Source organism: Sphingomonas sp., assembly GCF_036677245.1.
Taxonomy (GTDB): Bacteria; Pseudomonadota; Alphaproteobacteria; order Sphingomonadales; family Sphingomonadaceae; genus Allosphingosinicella.
Genome location: NZ_JAKFCG010000075.1, coordinates 14523 through 31726, shown reverse-complemented (window position 1 = coordinate 31726; position 17204 = coordinate 14523). Strand labels below are relative to the sequence as shown.

Sequence of the window (17204 nt, the reverse complement as noted above, 5' to 3'; positions counted from 1 at the left end):
AGCGAGGAGAATGAGGGCGACGATATCGACGCCGGCGAGGAAGGTTGGGTCAGCGACGCGGTGCGGCGCTATGCGGCCCGCCTCGCGAAGCAGGTTCGCGCGTGGCTCGATCATCCCTTTCATGTCGAGGCGCGCGGTCGGCCGCTGCGGCCCGAGGACATATTGATCCTCGTTCGCCGCCGCGGCACGCTCGCATCGCTGATCGTCGCCCGGCTGCACGCCGAGGGCGTTCCGGTCGCCGGGGTCGACCGGCTGCTGCTCAGCGCGCCGCTCGCCGTCCAGGATCTGCTCGCAGCGGCGCGTTTCGCGCTCCAGCCGCTCGACGATCTCAACCTCGCGTCGCTGCTCGTCTCGCCGCTGTTCGGCTGGAGCCAGGACGATCTTTTCGCGGTCGCACATCGGCGGACTGGCGCGCTGTGGCCGCATCTGCGCCAGCACCCTCGCGCGCTCGCCGAGGCGGCTGCTTTGCAAGGGCTCGGCGAAATCCTGGCGATGGCCGACTATGCCACGCCCCACCAATTCTTCGAGACGATCCTCTCGGGGCCGCTCGACGGCCGCCGCCGGCTGCTTGAGCGCCTTGGCCCCGAGGCGCGCGATCCGATCGAGGAATTGCTCGCCAGCGCGCTCGACTTCGAGGCGAGGTCGGCACCGTCGCTGCAGCGTTTCATCGACTGGTTCGCGCGCGGCGACGTCGAAATCGTCCGCGACCCCGGCAGCCCGATCGACGCGGTGCGGGTGATCACCGTCCATGGCGCGAAGGGATTGCAGTCCCCGATCGTGATCCTCGCCGACGCTTGCGCCGATCCCGACCGAAAGGGCGGCGGCCTGCGCGGCGCCTCGGCGAAGCTTGGCGACGCCGAGGCCATCCCGATCCTCCGCCCGCGCAAGGAGGAATTGGTCGAGCCGCTCAAATCGCAGCTCGAAGCCCAAGAGCAGCGCGAGCGCCAGGAGCATTGGCGGCTGCTCTATGTCGCGCTGACCCGTGCCGAGGAACGGCTGTTTCTGGGCGGAGCGCTTGGGCCGGCCGATCGCAACGGGCCCCCAGTCGCGAGCTGGCATGCGATCGTCGAGCGCGCGCTGAATGGGCTCGGCTGCGAGTGGCAGGACGATCCCTTGTGGGGGCGGGGCATGCGCCTGGGTGTCGCTGAGACGCCGTCGAGCCGGCCCGCGGCTCCGCCCGCGCGCGCCAGCGCAACCTTGCCGGCGTGGCTCAGCCAAGCGGCCCCGGCCGAGCTGCGCCCGCCACGGCCGCTGGTGCCCTCCGCGATCGGCGACGACGACGCCCCCGATCCGCCGCCGAGCCCGGCGATGCGTCAGGCGGCCGAGCGCGGCAAGCTTCTCCATTCTTTGTTCGAGCGGCTTCCCGAAGTGGCTCCGGCGGATCGCGCCGCTTTGGCCGACGTGTGGCTCGAGCGATCGGCCGGGATCGCCGATGCGGCGGTTCGGCGGGAGCTCGTCGACAATGCCTGCGCGATCATTTCCCACCCCGATTTCGCTGGCATCTTCGCGCCGGAGGCGCTGGCCGAGGCGCCGATCGCCGCGGTCACTGCCGACGGCAGCGTGATCACCGGGACTGTCGACCGGCTGCTGGTGACGCCGGATCGGATCGGATTCGTTGACTTCAAGACCGGGCGCAACGCCCCAACCGGCCCGGATTCCATCCCGGCGCCGCATCTTCGCCAGATGGCGGCCTATGTCGCCGCGCTCGAGGTGATCTTCCCCGGCCGCAAGGTCGAGGCAGCCTTGCTCTACACCGCAGGCCCGGCGCTGTTCGCGCTCGACCGCAGCCGGCTCGCGCCGCACATGCCGGGCGCGGAAACGCCCCACCATCCGATTGGCGCCCCGATTGCCGGTTGAGCGCCCCAATTGCCAGTTGAGCGAACGCCCGGCAGTTCCTACATACTTCAGACGTTCCGCAGGAGATCAACATGGCTACCAAGACCGTCACCGACGACAGCTTCCAACAGGATGTGCTGAGCGCATCCGGCCCGGTGCTCGTGGACTTCTGGGCGGAATGGTGCGGCCCGTGCAAGATGATCGGGCCGGCGCTGGAAGAGATCAGCGACGAGCTCGACGGCAAGGTGACGGTGGCCAAGCTGAACATCGACGACAATCCCGACGCTCCCGCCAAATATGGCGTGCGCGGTATCCCGACGATGATCCTGTTCAAGGACGGGGTGCCGGCGGCGACCAAGGTCGGCGCCGCGCCGAAGAGCGCGCTGCAAAGCTGGCTGGAACAGCAGCTCTAGACGCTCCCGGTTCCGCTTAGGCGGGGCGCTGGGTTTCATGGGCTAGGAATCCGCTCGCCGGGGGTGGTCCTGAACGCTGTCGCGAACGGCTCGCTCCCGAGCCATAGGCCTTGTTCGTCGCCCCTGCGCCGACCCTCCGGCGCAGGGCGCGTCAATTGACTTGAACAGGGGCCGACCCTACATCCCGCGACGGATACTGCGGGGAGCGGCCGCCTCGGCTGCGCAGGTTTGCAGACGCGCAATTAACGACAGGATCACCCATGTTTGGCGGATTTGCCAAAACCATCTTCGGATCATCAAACGACCGCTACGTCCGCTCGCTGCAAAAGATCGTCGACCGCATCAACGGTTTCGAACCGACCATCTCCGCAATGACCGACGACGAGCTGCGCCAGCAGACCGCGATCTTCCGCCAGCGGGTGGAAAGCGGCAGCTCGCTCGAGGACATCCTTCCCGAGGCATTCGCCACCGTTCGCGAGGCCGCGTCAAGGACGCTCGGTCAGCGCCATTACGACGTCCAGATGGTCGGCGGCATCGTGCTTCACCGCGGCGAGATCGCCGAGATGCGCACCGGCGAGGGCAAGACCCTGGTCGCGACGCTTGCGACCTACCTCAACGCCATCCCGGGCAAGGGCGTGCACGTCGTCACGGTCAACGATTATCTCGCCCGCCGCGACGCCGACTGGATGGGCCAGATCTACCGCTTCCTCGGCATGACCGTGGGCGTGATCGTCCCCAATCTCACCGATCACCAGCGCCGCGCGGCTTACGCCTCCGACATCACCTACGGCACCAACAACGAATTCGGCTTCGACTATCTGCGCGACAACATGAAATATGAGCGCAACCAGATGGTGCAGCGGCCGTTCAATTTCGCGATCGTCGACGAGGTGGATTCGATCCTGATCGACGAGGCGCGGACGCCGCTGATCATCTCCGGGCCGACCGACGACAAATCCGAGCTCTACATGTCGGTCGACGCGCTGGTGCGCCAGCTCGAGCCGATCGATTACGAGGTCGACGAGAAGCAGAAATCGGTCGTGCTGACCGAGGACGGCACCGAGAAGGTCGAGCGCATGCTCGAGGATGCCGGGCTGCTGTTCGGCGCCAACCTCTACGATTTCGAGAACACCCAGGTGGTCCACCACCTGAACCAGTCGCTGCGGGCGAACATCATCTTCAAGCGCGACACCGACTATATCGTCAAGGACGACAAGGTCATCATCATCGACGAGTTCACCGGCCGCATGATGGAGGGCCGGCGCTGGTCGGACGGCCTCCACCAGGCGGTCGAAGCGAAGGAGGGGGTGCGGATCGAGCCGGAGAACCAGACGCTCGCGTCGATCACCTTCCAGAATTACTTCCGCCTCTATCCCAAGCTCGGCGGGATGACCGGCACCGCGCTGACCGAGGCGCCCGAATTCTACGACATCTACAAGATGAACGTCGTCACCATCCCGACCAACGTGCCGGTGCAGCGCATCGACGAGGATGACGAATTCTACAAGAATATCGGCGACAAATTCGCGGCCATCGCCAAGTCGATCAAGGAGAAGCAGGAGATCGGCCAGCCGGTGCTGGTCGGCACCGTCTCGATCGAGAAATCGGAGCTGCTGTCGGAATATCTCAATCGCGAAGGCGTCAAGCACGAGGTGCTCAACGCGCGCTATCACGAGCATGAAGCGCATATCGTCGCGCAGGCCGGCGCGATGGGTGCGGTGACGATCGCGACCAACATGGCCGGCCGCGGGACCGACATCCAGCTCGGCGGCAACGTCGATTTCCGGATCGACGACGAGCTCGCGGACATGCCCGACGGGCCGGAACGCGATGCCGCGATCGCGCGCATCAAGGCCGAGGTCGCCGAGCAGAAGGACCGCGTGCTCGCGGCCGGCGGGCTGTTCGTGCTCGGCACCGAGCGCCACGAGAGCCGGCGGATCGACAACCAGCTGCGCGGCCGTTCCGGACGCCAGGGCGATCCGGGTCTCAGCCGCTTCTATCTCAGCCTTGACGACGATCTGCTGCGCATCTTCGGGCCGCAAACGATGTTCGCGCGTCTGATGAACAAGAACCTCGAGGATGGCGAGGCGATCGTCAGCCCGTGGATCTCAAAGGCGATCGAGACCGCGCAGAAGAAGGTCGAGGCGCGCAACTACGACATCCGCAAGCAGGTCGTCGAGTTCGACGACGTGATGAACGACCAGCGCAAGGTGATCTACGAGCAGCGCGCCGACATCATGGACGCGGAGACGGTCGGCGACGTGGTCGAGGACATGCGCCTCGAGACGGTGAATTCGATCGTCGGCGAGGCGTGCCCGCCCAACAGCTATCCCGAGCAATGGGACGTCGCGCTGCTCAAGGAGCGGATAGAGGACGTGTTCGGCCTGCAGCCGCCGATCGACGCGTGGCTGACCGAGGATGCGGTCGAGCCGGAGCTGCTCGTCGAGCGGATCCGCGAATTGGCGGACGCGCAAATGGCCGAGAAAGCGGCGATCCTGCCGCCCGAAACCTACATCCAGGTCGAAAAGAACGTGCTGCTGCAGTCGCTCGACCAGCATTGGAAGGACCATCTCGCGACGCTCGATGCGCTCCGCCAGGTCATCCACCTGCGGGCTTATGCGCAGAAGAAGCCGATCGACGAATATAAGCATGAGGCTTTCGCGCTGTTCGAGCGGATGCTCGGCGCGATCCGCGAGGGCGTGACCCGGACCTTGGCGCATGCCCGCTTCACGGTCGAGGATGATCCCTCGCTGGCCGACTTGAGCGAGTTCGGCGATCTTCCCGAGCTGCCGGACTTCATCACCAGCCATATCGATCCGCTCAGCGGCGACGATGACAGCGCCGACATCGATTCCGCGACCGGCAACATCCTTTCGCGCTTGCCGCCGTTGCAAATGCCGAAGCCGGAGATGCCGGCAGGTGTGATTGCCGAGGAAGAGGAGGGGAAGGTCGGCCGCAACGCGCCTTGCCCGTGCGGCTCGGGGCGCAAATACAAGCATTGCCACGGCGCGCTCTGAGACCGCAAATAGTCGCGCTTTTGAGGCAAATTTAACCGTCCCTTAGGGCGCGATGGCCGATTGTGCTCCCGCGCCGGTGGGAGCGGCATTCGACATGGATGGAGTGGGCATCAGCATGGGCGTGGAAGGCGAGGACGACGGTCCGCACAAGCGGCGCAGCAAGCGCTCGCTCGTGCTTCTCGCCGCCAAGGTGCGCCTGCCGGGCGGGCTGATGGATGTGCGGCTGCGCAATCTTTCCCAGAACGGCGCCTTGCTCGAGGCCGAGACGATGCCGCCGGTCGGCAGCGAATTGGTGTTCGAGCGCGGCGAGACGATCGTCACGGCGCGTGTCGCCTGGGCCGCAAAGGGCCGGTTCGGTATCGAGTTCCTGACGCCGATCGAGGAAAGCGAGGTGCTGGTCCACGTCGGCCGCCCACGCGCCAAGCCGCCGACCAGCGAGCCCGGGCGGCTCTATCGGCGCGACCCCGTACGCAGCCCCGCGACCAGCACCGGCAGCTGGCCGAAGCCGAGCGGAAGCTAGCTTCGCCGGCGTCCGCCGGGGTAAAAGCTCCGAGCGGCGGCTTGATGGCAAGGTGGCCGTGCGCCACCCCGCCACCACCCGCTCCGATTATTTCAAGACGGCTTCGCGAACCATCATCGTGCCCAACACGGTGCGAATGGCACCGCGCGCGGCCTGCTCCTGCGATGCCTTGCTCAACGACCCCCAGATCTTCTCGCCCATCTTATATTCTTCGGCGGTCGAGCGGTCGAACGCGGCCATGTTGGCATATTCGGTGGCGAGGATGATGTCCGGCTCGTCCTTGCGGGGATCGGCAACCAGCAGGACCTTGTAGCTGACGATATGCCCGGCCTTCTTCAACGCTTCCTGCTGCTCCTGCCAGGGACCGGCAAGCCATTTCATATAATCGTCGAAATGGCCGTCGACGGTCTTGATCTGCCCATAGTCCCAAACCGATCCCTTGCTGTACGAAGGGGCCTCGCTTTGCGCGAGCGCGGGAGCTGCAAAAAGTCCGAGAGCGATCAGAAATGTGGATCCGTAGCGCATAGAGCCTCCTGTTTTGCGGTACGCAGACCGTCATCACTGGACCTGCACCGAACGAAGCTGTCCGCGCGGATTGCGTTTCCCACGACTCCCCCGGCATCAGGACATTAGCACCTCGTTTCAGTTCGACAATGACGCCGCCGGAAGCAGGCGCTCCGCGACGCAGGCGAGGGGAGCCGAAGGGACGAGGGAAGGCTTTTTCGGTCGATCAGCGCCGATGGCGGGAGCCAAGCGGCAGCTGGTTCGTTTGGAACCGGATTTGCGCGCAGATCGTCGATTTCGGCGATGTGCCCGCACGTCACCAAACAGGAGAAACAATGTGAAAGCTTTGATGACCGCCGCCGTGGCAGCCGGATGTCTCGCACTCGCCGCTTGCGGCGGCAGCGGCGACGATTCGCTTGGGGAGCAGGCGCAGGAGAATATGGAGAATAAGGCGGACGCGCTCGACGCCGCGGCCGACAACACGAGCGGCGCCGCAGCAGACTCGCTCGAAGCTCAAGCGGACGCCACGCGCGAAGCGGGCGAGGCGAAGGAAGAGGCGATCGACGACGCCGATCTCAATGCCGATGCGATGACCCCTGCCGAGACGAACGCAGTAGTCGCTCAATAACAGACTGCATGGTCCGGGCCATCTGACCCGAACCGATCTCTGAGGCGGCGTATTGCCATGCGCCGCCTCATTATCCGCCGATCCGAGAGGCTTGGCTTCCGGGCTTGAGCCGGGGCTTCAGGCGAACTTGAATCCTTCCTTGTTCATCAATGCGGTCAGTTCCTTGTCCTTCTCCTCGGAGAGCCAGGCGCGGAAGCGCGGGAAGACGTCGTCCTCTTCCTCGCGCATATGCCGCTCGATCATCGTCCGGAATTCCGCGACTCTCGGCAGCCACGACGGGTCGTCTTTCGCCATCGCTTCAAGTTCGTAGAGGTAGGTCTTCACATAGCCGTGATCCGCGGTGAGGTGATCCGCATCGACCCTCTCGCCGGCTTCGCGCAGCGCGGGGTAGATGACATTTTCTTCCTGCAGCGCATGCTTGGTCAGCGCATATTTGAGCTTGGCGAGGAGGTGCGAGCGCATCATCGTCTGGCTGTCGTTGGTCGCTTGGATCTTGTCGAACACTGCCAGGGTCATCTTATGCTCGGTGGCGAGGGCGTCGGACCAATTGCCGGTAGCGCCGCTGGTGAATTGGACGAACAATTTGCGCCCGACATTGGCCGCCAGCCCAATCGCCGCGCCAGCAACGGCGGCGCCCACCAGCACGCCTGCACTGCCGCTGCTCCAGCCGGACTCGTTCGCACTCGATCGTTTCTTGGTTGCCATGGTGGATTTCCTCCTCGAATGCCGATTGCAACCCGGATTGATCGACAATGTTCCTGATCACGCCGGGAGCCGTGGCCCGACGACATCGGGAGCGGACGAAGGCCCGTCGCCGGGCCGGTGAGGCCTGTTTCAGCCTGCCTGCTCGGCGCCCGGTGCTGGCTCCAGGCCGAACACGCTTCGCCCTCCATAGGAATGGGAGAGACGGCGTTCCTCGACGATGAAGGCGTCGACCGATGCTCCCGCGGCGCCGCGCTCGAGCCGCCGCGCCTGCGCATCGAGGCGGCGGACGGCGCCGAGCTTCTCCTCATTGCCGAGCCTTGCCTTGTCGACGGCGCTCTTCATCACCGCGATCGTCTCGTCATAGACCTTGAGCGGCACCGAATAGGGGTGGCGGTCCTTGCCGCCGTGGGCGAGCGAGAAGCGCGCCGGGTCGCTGAACCGGCAGGGTGTGCCGTGGACCACCTCGGCGACCAACGCGAGCGCGCGGACGGTGCGCGCGCCCACGCCGGGCACCAGCATCAGCTCGGCGAAGTCGCTGGGGCCTTGCTCCGCAGCGGCGGCGAGTGCGCCCTGGAGCCGGCGCGCGACGACATCCTTGGGGCGGACGTCATGGTGCTCGGGCATGATCAGGTGGGGAAGCAGCTGCTGGTCGCTCGGCGGTGGCGGCGGTCCGAGCGCGCTGTACTCGCGAACGATCCGGTCCGGGCCCCAATCGCGCAACAGCTCGAGCTGGCTGCTGCGCGATCCCGCCGCGCGTCGGTCGGTGAGGTTCAGGATCTCGCCGACGGCTTTTCCGTCGATCGCATTGTGGGGGGCCTCGACGAAGCTCTCGAGGCCTTCCGAAAGCCAATGGTAGCGGCGCGCGAGCCGGCCGTTCATGCCCTGCTGGACCACCACCCATTTGCCGTCATCGGTGACGATGAAGCCGTGCAGGTAGAGATCGAAGCCGTCCTGCACCGCGGCGCTGTCGACCTTCGCGACCAGCCGGCTGCTTCGCGCCAGCGCACTGCCATCAAGCCCTGTGCGGGCACCGACCGCGGCCAGCTCGTCCGGAGTCTTGCGCGAGTGCCGGCCGCGGCCGCCGCAGACATGGATGCCAAGCTCGCCGGCAAGCGGCGTCAGGCCGCGCTTGAGTGCGCCGACGACGCTGGTGGTGATGCCCGACGAATGCCAGTCCATCCCCATCACCGCGCCGAACGACTGGAACCAGAAGGGATGGGCGAGGCGGCGCAGGAATTCGTCGCGGCCATAATGGTGGACGATCGCCTGGGTGATCACAGCGCCGAGCCGCGTCATGCGCTGCCCGAGCCACGCCGGCACGCGGCCGCCGTGAAGCGGAAGATCGGCGCTGCCGGCTCGTCTGGTCACGGCCGCGATCATAGAACATAGGCGGAACATTGCAAGCATCGCTGCGGCGCATCAGACGAGGACTGATCACGGTCCGTCAGGCGCAACGCGTTGTTCGGCAGCAATTTTTTGGGCTCCGAAAAAGCAAAATGCCCATTGACTGCTGCTCGCCGCACATTGCACCTTCCATCGATGATCGAGCACGCTCTCTTTCTGATGCTGGTAGCTGCTGCGCCCGTTGATGTGCAGCCGACGGCTCCAGCGGGGAAATGGGTGGTCGATTTTGCAGACGCGCAATGTGTCGCGTCGCGAGACTATGGTTCAGGCGACGACAAGCTGACATTTTTATTGAAGCCGTCACCGCTCGGAAACGTGATGCAGATCGGCTTTTTGCGATCCGGTAAGAAAGCCGTCGCGGAGCAAGTCCCGGCGCGGCTCACGCCTGATGAAGGCAAGCCCATTTCAACATCCGCACTGGTATTCGGCTCGAAAACCGCCGGCAACATGATCATGCATCGGATCAATCTGCCGTGGCAGGACTATGCTCTCTTGCGTGAGGCAAGTCGGGTAACGCTCGATGTGAAGGGACAGCCGCAAGTGAGCCTCCAGCTTGCGCAGATGAAGGAGCTATCAAAGGCCATCGACGTGTGTTTGCAGGATCTGCAGGAGGTATGGAGTGTGGGAACGACACGGGAGGCTCGCATCAGGCAAGTCGCTAAGACACGTCCTTCCTTGAAATCCATGTTCTCGTCCGAGGATTACCCCGAAATCGCGCTGTTGGAGGAGCAGGGCGGTCAGCTCAGCTTCGTGCTGCTCATCGACGAGAAAGGCTCGATCGCCGATTGCACGGTTGATCAGACGAGCGGCTATGCCTCCCTCGACGCACAATCCTGCTATGTCATCAAAACCCGCGCAAGATTTTCGCCTGCTATCGATGCCCAGGGCAAGCCTGTGAAGAGCAGCCAAACCGGGAGAGTCCGATGGCTGCTTTCGCCCCCCGTTTCACGAACGGGCGGCAGTGATTTGAGTGGCGCAGATTCGCTTCGCCGTTCTACGGACAGGGGTGAAGGATCTGAATGAATGGCTCCCCGGGACGGATTCGAACCATCGACCAACCGGTTAACAGCCGGTTGCTCTACCGCTGAGCTACCGGGGAGCAGCCTCTTCAGGCAGGCGCGCCTATAGCAGCATGTTTTTTGGACTGGCAAGGCGTCGCACGGGGTTAGAAGGCGAATTGCTCCATCGCGATCCGCTCGTCGAGCGCATGCTCGGGATCGAACAGGAGGCTCAGCGCCATCGCGCGTTCGACCCGCACCTTGACCGTCGCGACGTCGCGCACCTCGATCTGGTCGGCGACCGCCGAAACCGGCCTTTTGACCGGATCGAGCACCCGGAACGAGATCGTCAGATCGTCGGGAATCAGCGCGCCGCGCCACCGGCGTGGACGGAACGGGCTGATCGGGGTCAGCGCGGTCATGTTCGAGCCGAGCGGCAGGATCGGTCCCTGCGCCGAGAAATTATAGGCGGTCGAACCGGCCGGGGTCGCGGTCAGTACCCCGTCGCAGACGAGCTCGGGAAGGACGACACGGCCGTTGACCGACACTTCGATCCACGCGGTCTGGCGCGTCTCGCGAAGCAATGAGACCTCGTTGATCGCGTAATATTTGAGCGTCGCGCCGCCGACCGTGGTGGCTTCCATCGCCAGCGGCGGCACCGCGAATGCCTTGGCGCGGCTGAGCCGTTCCTGGAGGTCCTCGACGCGCCATTCGTTCATCAGGAAGCCGACCGTGCCGCGGTTCATGCCGAACACCGGGCAGAGGCCGTCGCGGTCGAGCATCTCGTGAAGCGTGTGCAGCAGGAAGCCGTCGCCGCCGATCGCGACGATCCGCTTGGCCTGCTCGATCGGAACGAATTGATAGCGCTCGCGCAGCTCGGCTTCAGCCGATTGCGCCGCCTCGGCGAGGGAGGCGACCAGCGCCGTCGGCGTATCCAGTGGTTCGGCCATCGCCGCCATTGCTAGGGTCGTTCCCCGCCGCGGGCAAGGCGGCGCATGTCCCAGCCGGGGGCAAGCCGCCATCGCGGATGTGAAAGCGATTGGCGGCGCGGCGGGGGCGGGTTAGAGCGCTTGTCCGGGGAAGGGTCAGGTCGTGAGGGCCGGAAAGCGCGCCAGCATATGAAACACGATCCTCTGACGAGCCGCCCTGCGGCGCGTCGCGGCGCCAACGCGCGCGATCCGAACCTGGTCTAGGCGCGCAACGATGGCCGCGGCCCGAACCAACAGCAAAAGAAGGGCAAGAGCCGCGACGCCATTGTTCATCCTGTCGGCGCGGCATCGTGATCCGCTCACCCATATGGTCGAGCAGGCGGGCTGGCAGCCGATCGCCGCGCGCCGCTCCGCCGGTGCTGAGGCGCGCTTCGTCACCTCGCGCGCCTCAGTGGCTTTGGTCGATGCACGCGACGCGCTCGACGAGGCCCATCAAGGGGTGCGCATCCTCGCCGATGCGGTCGAAGCCAATGCAGGGGCATTGCTGGTGCTGGTCTCCGCTGAGGACAGCGCCGCGCTCGCCCAGTTTCACGACGAGGGTGCGACCCATTTCCTCGTCGCGCCGTTCAGCGACGACGAATTCCTGCAGGCCCTGCGCTTCGCCGACCGCCACGCCGAGCGGGTCGGCGGCGGCTACCGGCCGCTCCGGCGCAGCGGCGAGGAGCAGCCGGGCGACGAACCGGCGTCGTGGCGCTGGCGCCCAGGATCGCGAACCGTCGAGCTCAGCCCGGCGCTCGCCCGCAAGGCCGGCTTCGGCGAGGACGAGGGACGGCGCGTGTCGCTGATGGACTTGTTCCGCAGGCTCGATGCGGAAGGCCGGCGCGCGGCGCGGTTCGCGGTCGATCGGCTGATCGCCACCGGCGAATCGACGGCCTTCGCCCATCATGATGGCGCCGGCGGGGCGCGGCTCGCGCATCATCTCCGCGTCGAGGGCGCTGCGGGCGAAATCGTCGGCCACACCGAGACGATCCGGCCCGACGCTCCGCCCGGCTTCCATTCGCGCGATCCGCTGACCGGGGTTCGCGACGGCCAGGCCGCGCGCGCCTGGATCGAGGATCAGCTTGCAAGCGGCGCGCCGCACCAGCCGGCGTTGGTCGTGCTGCTGCTCGCGGTGAGCCGGTTCGATGCGATCAACGCCGCGTTCGGGCGGGCGACGGGCGACGCCGTGCTCCAGGCCGCGGCGCGCCGCATCGAGCGGCTGGTCGACGCCGACAACAAGCGTCGCCTCGTCGCGCGTCTCGCCGGTGCCCAGTTCGCGGTTATGCTCGCGGCGCCGACCAGCCTCGCCGAAGGCCGGTTCATGGCGGTGCAACTGGTCGAGGCGCTCGCGCGCCCGTTCATGTCGGGCGATCACGTCATCACCCTGGGCAGCCGCGTCGGCGTGGTCGCGGCGGCGCCCGGCGACGATCCCGCCAGCCTGCTGCGCCGCGCGAGCACCGCGCTCGTCGAAGCGGCGGCGAGCGAAGCGGGGCCGATCAGGGTGCTCGACGCCGGCGCGCAGAATGAAGCCGCGGTCGGCGACCAGCTCGAGATCGACCTCAGGCGCGCGCTCGATGCCGATCAGATCGACATCTTGTTCCAGCCACAGGTCGCGGTGACGAGCGGCAAGATAACCGGCGTCGAAGCGCTCGCGCGCTGGCGTCATCCGGAATTTGGCGAGCTTGGCGCGACGACCTTGTTCGGCGTCGCCGAACGCTCCGATTATCTCGTCCAGCTGTCCGATCACGTCCAGCGCAAGGCGATCGCCGCCGCCGCCGCATGGCCCGCCGTGCTCGACGGGCTGCGCCTGTCGGTCAACATCACCGCCGCGGACATCGTCCGGCCCGGCTTTGCGGAGCAATTCGTCGCTTTGGTCGGCTCGCTCGGCTTCGCGCCCGAGCGGCTCACCGTCGAGGTGACCGAGAGCGGCCTGATCGAAGATCTCAACGCCGCCGCGCATCTGCTCGCGCGGCTGCGCGAGGCCGGCCTGCGGATCGCGATCGACGATTTCGGCACCGGCTATTCAAGCCTCGCTTATCTGAAGGCGCTGCCGCTCGATTATCTCAAGATCGACAAACGGCTGTGCGAGGACATCACCGGCTCGCCGCGCGATCGCATCGTCGTGCGCAGCGTGATCGACATGGCGCGCTCGCTCGGGCTCGGCGTGATCGCGGAAGGGGTCGAGACCCAGGAGCAGCTCGATCTCCTCGCTCAGGAAGGCTGTAACCTCTATCAGGGCTTCCTCTGCTCGCCGCCGGTGTCGGCGAAGGAGCTTGTCGAGCTGATGAAGCCTTCCGGCTGAAACGCCCTCCCTCCAAAACCGTTCGGCCTGAGCCCGTCGAAGGCCTTTCCTTCTCTGAGAAAGAAGGAGAGCGGTTCGACAAGCTCACCGCGAACGGAGTTTTGGAGCGCCCGCCCATCACCGGGACCAGCTTCAGCCCACGATCTTCGCCAGCCCCCGCGACAGCTGCAGCGCGCCGTTGATCCGGTCGCCGGCGTTCGGCCAGCTACGCGTGATCACCAGCTTGCTGTCGGGGCGAAGCTTGGCGCTGCCCTTGAGATGCTGGACATAGCCGATCAGCCCCTCGAGATCGGGGAATTGGTCGTTGTGGAAGTGGATCAGCGCCCCCTTGGCGCCGACGTCGAGCTTTGCGACGCTCGCCTTGCGACAGTTGAGCTTGATCTCGATGATCTTGAGCAGATTGTTGGTCGCTTGGGGAAGCTTGCCGAATCGGTCGATCAGCTCGGCCGCGAACGCCTCGATCTCCTGCGGCGTCTGGAGATCGTTGATGCGCCGATAGAGCCCCATGCGCAGGTCGAGGTCCGGGACATATTCCTCGGGCAGCATGATCGGCGCGTCGACCGTGATCTGCGGCGAGAAATCCTCGGTCGGCGGCTTGATCCCGGCTTCGTCGGCCCTGGCCTCGACGATCGCTTCCTCGAGCATCGACTGGTAGAGCTCGAAACCGACCTCCTTGATATGGCCCGACTGCTCGTCGCCGAGCAGATTGCCCGCGCCGCGGATGTCGAGATCGTGGCTGGCAAGCTGGAAGCCGGCGCCGAGCGATTCGAGATTGGCGAGCACTTGCAGCCTCTTGTCGGCGGTCTCGGTGACCAGCCGCGTCGCCGGCGTCGTGAAATAGGCATAGGCGCGGGTCTTGGCGCGCCCGACCCGCCCGCGCAGCTGGTAGAGCTGGGCAAGCCCGAAACGGTCTGCGCGGTGGGTGATCAGCGTGTTGGCGCTCGGGATGTCGAGCCCGCTTTCGATGATCGTCGTCGAGAGCAGGACGTCGTAGCGCCGGTCGTAGAAGGCCGACATCTTCTCCTCGACCTCGGTCGCCGGCATCTGCCCGTGGGCGGTGACGAACGTCACCTCGGGCACCTCCTCGCGCAGGAAGGTCTCGATGTCGGGCAAATCGGCGACCCGCGGCGCGACGAAGAAGCTCTGCCCGCCGCGATAATGTTCGCGCAGCAGCGCCTCGCGGATCACGACCGGATCCCAGGGAACGACATAGGTGCGCACCGCGAGCCGGTCGACCGGCGGCGTCTGGATCACCGAAAGCTCGCGCAGGCCCGACATCGCCATCTGCAGGGTGCGCGGGATCGGCGTCGCGGTCAGCGTCAGCACATGGACGTCGGCCTTCATCGCCTTGAGCCGTTCCTTGTGGGTGACTCCGAAGCGCTGCTCCTCGTCGATGATCACCAGCCCGAGATTCTTGAACTCGACCGATTTCGCAAGCAGCGCGTGGGTGCCGATCACGATGTCGACCTGGCCCTCGGCGATCCTCGCGCGCGTCTCCTTGGCCTCGGCGGCGGGAACGAGGCGCGAGAGGCGGCCGATCTCGATCGGAAAGCCGTGGAAGCGCTCCTTGAAGCTCGTGTAATGCTGCCGGGCGAGCAGGGTGGTCGGCGCGATCACCGCGACCTGCATCCCGGCCATCGCGGCGACGAACGCGGCGCGCAGCGCGACCTCGGTCTTGCCGAAGCCGACGTCGCCGCAGACCAGGCGGTCCATCGGCTTGCCGTCGCGCAGGTCCGCAATCACCTCGGCGATCGCCTGCTCCTGATCCTCGGTTTCCTCATAGGGGAAGCGGTCGACGAAGGCGGCGTAGCCGGTGTCGGGTTCGGCGATCTGGCCGGGGCGCAGCGCACGTTCGGCGGCGGTCTTGATGAGGTCGCCGGCGATCGCGCGAATCCGCTCCTTCATCTTCGACTTGCGGCGCTGCCACGCCTCGCCGCCCAGCTTGTCGAGCGTGACTCCGTCGCTCTCGCTTCCGTAGCGCGACAGCACGTCGATATTCTCGACCGGCACGTAGAGCTTGTCGCCGCCGGCATATTCGAGCGCGACGCAATCGTGCGGCGAGGTGCCGACCGGGATCTGGGTCAGCCCTTCGTAGCGGCCGATGCCGTGATCATTGTGGACGACCAGGTCCCCCGGGGTGAGCGTCGCAAGCTCGCTGAGGAACGCATCCTGGCTCTTGCGCCGCTTGCGTCGCCGCACCAGCCGGTCGCCGAGCATGTCCTGCTCGGTCAGCAAGGCGACGTCCCGCGCGGTGAAGCCGTGATCGAGCGGCACCACGACCAGCGCGGTCTGGCCCTTGGCGGCGGCGCCGAGCGCCTCCTGCCAGCTTTCGGCCTGCTCGAGCCGAGTCACGCCATGATCGGCAAGCAGGCCTTCGAGCCGCTCGCGCGCGCCTTTCGAATAGCTCGCCAGCACGACCTTCTGCTTCGCCCTGCGCAGCGCGGAGATATGGCTCGCCACCGCTTCGTAGACGTTGGCGTTCTGCGAGCGCTCGGGCGCGAAATCGCGTGCGTTCTCGACCTCGAAGTCGATCACGGCGGCGCTTTCGGGCTCGTGGAACGGTGTGGTGAGATGCAGCGGCCGCTCGGCGATCAGCGCCTCCCATTCCTTGGGCGCCAGATAGAGCGTCGCCGGATCGAGCGGCCTGTAGCTGCCCGGATCGGTCGATTGGGCGCGGGCGCGATTCTGGTGATAATCGCTGATCGCCTCGAAGCGCGAGTCCGCCGCCGCTGCCGTTCCGGCCTCACGCACGACGACATCGTCGCTGCCGAGGTGATCGAACAAGGTCGCGAGCTTTTCCTCGAACAAAGGCAGCCAATGGTCGAGGCCCGACAGCCGGCGGCCGTCGGACACGGCCTGATAGAGCGGATCGCCGGTCGCGGTAGCGCCGAACAATTCGCGGTAGCGCGAGCGGAAGCGCTTGATGCTCGCCTCGTCGAGCAACGTCTCGGAGGCGGGGAGAAGCGTGAAGCCGTCGAGGGTGCCGGTGGTGCGCTGCGTCGCCGGATCGAAGCGGCGGATGCTCTCGATCTCGTCGCCGAAGAAGTCGAGGCGAAGCGCCTCGCTCTCGCCCGAGGGGAAGAGATCGACGAGGCCGCCGCGGATCGCATATTCGCCCGCGTCGGCGACGGTATCGCTGCGGACATAGCCGTTGGCCTGCAGCAGCGCCGTCAGCCGCTCGAGGTCGATCCGCTCGCCGGGCGCGAGATGCGCCACGAGCTGGCGGATGCGGAACGGCGTCAAGGTGCGCTGGGTCGCGGCATTGACCGTCGTGACGAGCAGCTGCGGGCCCCTGCGCGGCCGTTGCAGCGCGTGCAAGGTCGCGAGCCGCTCCGAGGAGGAATGAAGCGACGGCGACGCGCGGTCGTAGGGGAGGCAGTCCCAGGCGGGAAAGGTCAGCACCTCGAGCTCGGGCGCGAAATAGGCCGCAGCGTCGGCGACATGGCGCATCTCGGCCTCGTCGGGCGCGACCATCACGGCGCGGCCCTTTGCGGCGCGGGCGAGGTCGGCGGCGAGCCAGGGCAGAAAGCCGATCGGCGCGCCGGCCAAGGTCAGCGGCTGCCGGGCGGCGAGGATCTTGTGCAGGGGCTCGTCGCCGGTGTTGCGGGCCGGCTTGTCCTTGGTCTCTACGGTCATTCGGGGTGCTTGATGTAATCGAGGGTCTGAAGGTCGCGCATGAGGTTGCCCTGGTAGCGCTCCGGCGGCGCCTGGGTTCCGATCGCCCAGGCCATGATGTCGACATCCTGCTCTTCGAGCAGTTCCTCGAACCACAGCAGCTCGGCATCGCTCCAGCCGTGGCGATGGCGATCGAGGAAGCCGCCGATCAGCAGATCGGCTTCCTTGGTGCCGCGGTGCCACGCGCGAAAGTGCAGGCGTTTGAGGCGGGCCTCGCGGTCCATGTCGTTCCCA

The 17204-nt window shown here is 66.3% G+C and carries 13 protein-coding genes and 1 tRNA gene; 7 read left to right on the top strand and 7 right to left on the bottom strand.

Going from position 1 to position 17204, the window contains the following annotated elements:
• The 4 genes from V6M48_RS09010 to V6M48_RS08995 form a co-directional block, all read left to right on the top strand.
• Nucleotides 1-1857: 3'-5' exonuclease (locus V6M48_RS09010; RefSeq protein WP_332812207.1), on the top strand; the 1857-nt coding region annotated here is incomplete at its 5' end.
• Nucleotides 1858-1928: 71 nt separating this feature from the next.
• Complete coding sequence (trxA, locus tag V6M48_RS09005) at nt 1929-2249, top strand: thioredoxin TrxA (protein WP_332812206.1); 321 nt, start codon at nt 1929-1931, stop codon at nt 2247-2249.
• 260 nt (nt 2250-2509) lie between these two features.
• Nucleotides 2510-5266 carry a preprotein translocase subunit SecA gene (gene secA / locus V6M48_RS09000; RefSeq protein ID WP_332812205.1) on the top strand — a complete coding sequence of 919 codons (2757 nt, stop codon included), beginning with the start codon at nt 2510-2512 and terminating at the stop codon, nt 5264-5266.
• Nucleotides 5267-5360: 94 nt separating this feature from the next.
• Nucleotides 5361-5786 (top strand): PilZ domain-containing protein, encoded by a 426-nt coding sequence (locus V6M48_RS08995; protein ID WP_332812204.1) that lies wholly within the window; start codon nt 5361-5363, stop codon nt 5784-5786.
• Between the two features lie 87 nt (nt 5787-5873).
• Here V6M48_RS08995 and V6M48_RS08990 read toward each other — a convergent pair whose 3' ends face one another.
• Nucleotides 5874-6311 (bottom strand): hypothetical protein, encoded by a 438-nt coding sequence (locus tag V6M48_RS08990; RefSeq protein WP_332812203.1) that lies wholly within the window; start codon nt 6309-6311, stop codon nt 5874-5876.
• Between the two features lie 316 nt (nt 6312-6627).
• Here V6M48_RS08990 and V6M48_RS08985 point away from each other — a divergent pair, with 316 nt between their 5' ends.
• Complete coding sequence (locus V6M48_RS08985) at nt 6628-6918, top strand: hypothetical protein (protein WP_332812202.1); 291 nt, start codon at nt 6628-6630, stop codon at nt 6916-6918.
• A gap of 117 nt (nt 6919-7035) precedes the next feature.
• Here the strand turns inward: V6M48_RS08985 and V6M48_RS08980 are convergent, their stop codons facing one another.
• Both V6M48_RS08980 and V6M48_RS08975 read right to left on the bottom strand, forming a co-directional pair.
• Nucleotides 7036-7623, bottom strand: coding sequence for a hemerythrin domain-containing protein (locus V6M48_RS08980; RefSeq protein ID WP_332812201.1), 588 nt, complete (start codon nt 7621-7623; stop codon nt 7036-7038).
• Between the two features lie 129 nt (nt 7624-7752).
• Nucleotides 7753-8991: a DUF763 domain-containing protein gene (locus tag V6M48_RS08975; RefSeq protein ID WP_332812200.1), complete on the bottom strand. Its 1239-nt coding sequence runs from the start codon at nt 8989-8991 to the stop codon at nt 7753-7755.
• Between the two features lie 90 nt (nt 8992-9081).
• Between V6M48_RS08975 and V6M48_RS08970 the strand changes: the two genes are divergently transcribed.
• Nucleotides 9082-10050 (top strand): energy transducer TonB, encoded by a 969-nt coding sequence (locus V6M48_RS08970; RefSeq protein ID WP_332812199.1) that lies wholly within the window; start codon nt 9082-9084, stop codon nt 10048-10050.
• A gap of 1 nt (nt 10051) precedes the next feature.
• On the opposite strand, the gene V6M48_RS08965 is transcribed toward V6M48_RS08970, so the two are convergent.
• Both V6M48_RS08965 and V6M48_RS08960 read right to left on the bottom strand, forming a co-directional pair.
• A tRNA-Asn gene (locus tag V6M48_RS08965) sits at nt 10052-10126 on the bottom strand.
• 66 nt (nt 10127-10192) lie between these two features.
• Complete coding sequence (locus tag V6M48_RS08960; RefSeq protein WP_332812198.1) at nt 10193-10975, bottom strand: NAD kinase; 783 nt, start codon at nt 10973-10975, stop codon at nt 10193-10195.
• Between the two features lie 253 nt (nt 10976-11228).
• On the opposite strand from V6M48_RS08960, the gene V6M48_RS08955 reads away from it, so the two are divergent.
• Nucleotides 11229-13295, top strand: a complete 2067-nt coding sequence (locus V6M48_RS08955; RefSeq protein WP_332812197.1) for a putative bifunctional diguanylate cyclase/phosphodiesterase — start codon at nt 11229-11231, stop codon at nt 13293-13295.
• A gap of 132 nt (nt 13296-13427) precedes the next feature.
• Here V6M48_RS08955 and mfd read toward each other — a convergent pair whose 3' ends face one another.
• The gene (gene mfd / locus V6M48_RS08950; protein WP_332812196.1) at nt 13428-16931 is read right to left on the bottom strand and encodes a transcription-repair coupling factor; all 3504 of its coding nucleotides are present in this window, start codon (nt 16929-16931) and stop codon (nt 13428-13430) included.
• Nucleotides 16928-17194: an FAD assembly factor SdhE gene (locus tag V6M48_RS08945; RefSeq protein WP_332812195.1), complete on the bottom strand. Its 267-nt coding sequence runs from the start codon at nt 17192-17194 to the stop codon at nt 16928-16930. The genes mfd and V6M48_RS08945 overlap by 4 nt, the downstream gene beginning before the upstream one ends.
• Between the last annotated feature and the right edge of the window lie 10 nt (nt 17195-17204).

Excerpts from the sequence above, each read along its gene's own strand:
- V6M48_RS08955 (WP_332812197.1), top strand. The coding sequence starts at position 11,229 with ATGGCCGCGGCCCGAACCAACAGCAAAAGAAGGGCAAGAGCCGCGACG.
- V6M48_RS08990 (WP_332812203.1), bottom strand. The coding sequence starts at position 6,311 with ATGCGCTACGGATCCACATTTCTGATCGCTCTCGGACTTTTTGCAGCT.
- V6M48_RS08995 (WP_332812204.1), top strand. The coding sequence starts at position 5,361 with ATGGATGGAGTGGGCATCAGCATGGGCGTGGAAGGCGAGGACGACGGT.
- trxA (WP_332812206.1), top strand. The coding sequence starts at position 1,929 with ATGGCTACCAAGACCGTCACCGACGACAGCTTCCAACAGGATGTGCTG.
- mfd (WP_332812196.1), bottom strand. The coding sequence starts at position 16,931 with ATGACCGTAGAGACCAAGGACAAGCCGGCCCGCAACACCGGCGACGAG.
- secA (WP_332812205.1), top strand. The coding sequence starts at position 2,510 with ATGTTTGGCGGATTTGCCAAAACCATCTTCGGATCATCAAACGACCGC.
- V6M48_RS08960 (WP_332812198.1), bottom strand. The coding sequence starts at position 10,975 with ATGGCCGAACCACTGGATACGCCGACGGCGCTGGTCGCCTCCCTCGCC.
- V6M48_RS08945 (WP_332812195.1), bottom strand. The coding sequence starts at position 17,194 with ATGGACCGCGAGGCCCGCCTCAAACGCCTGCACTTTCGCGCGTGGCAC.
- V6M48_RS08980 (WP_332812201.1), bottom strand. The coding sequence starts at position 7,623 with ATGGCAACCAAGAAACGATCGAGTGCGAACGAGTCCGGCTGGAGCAGC.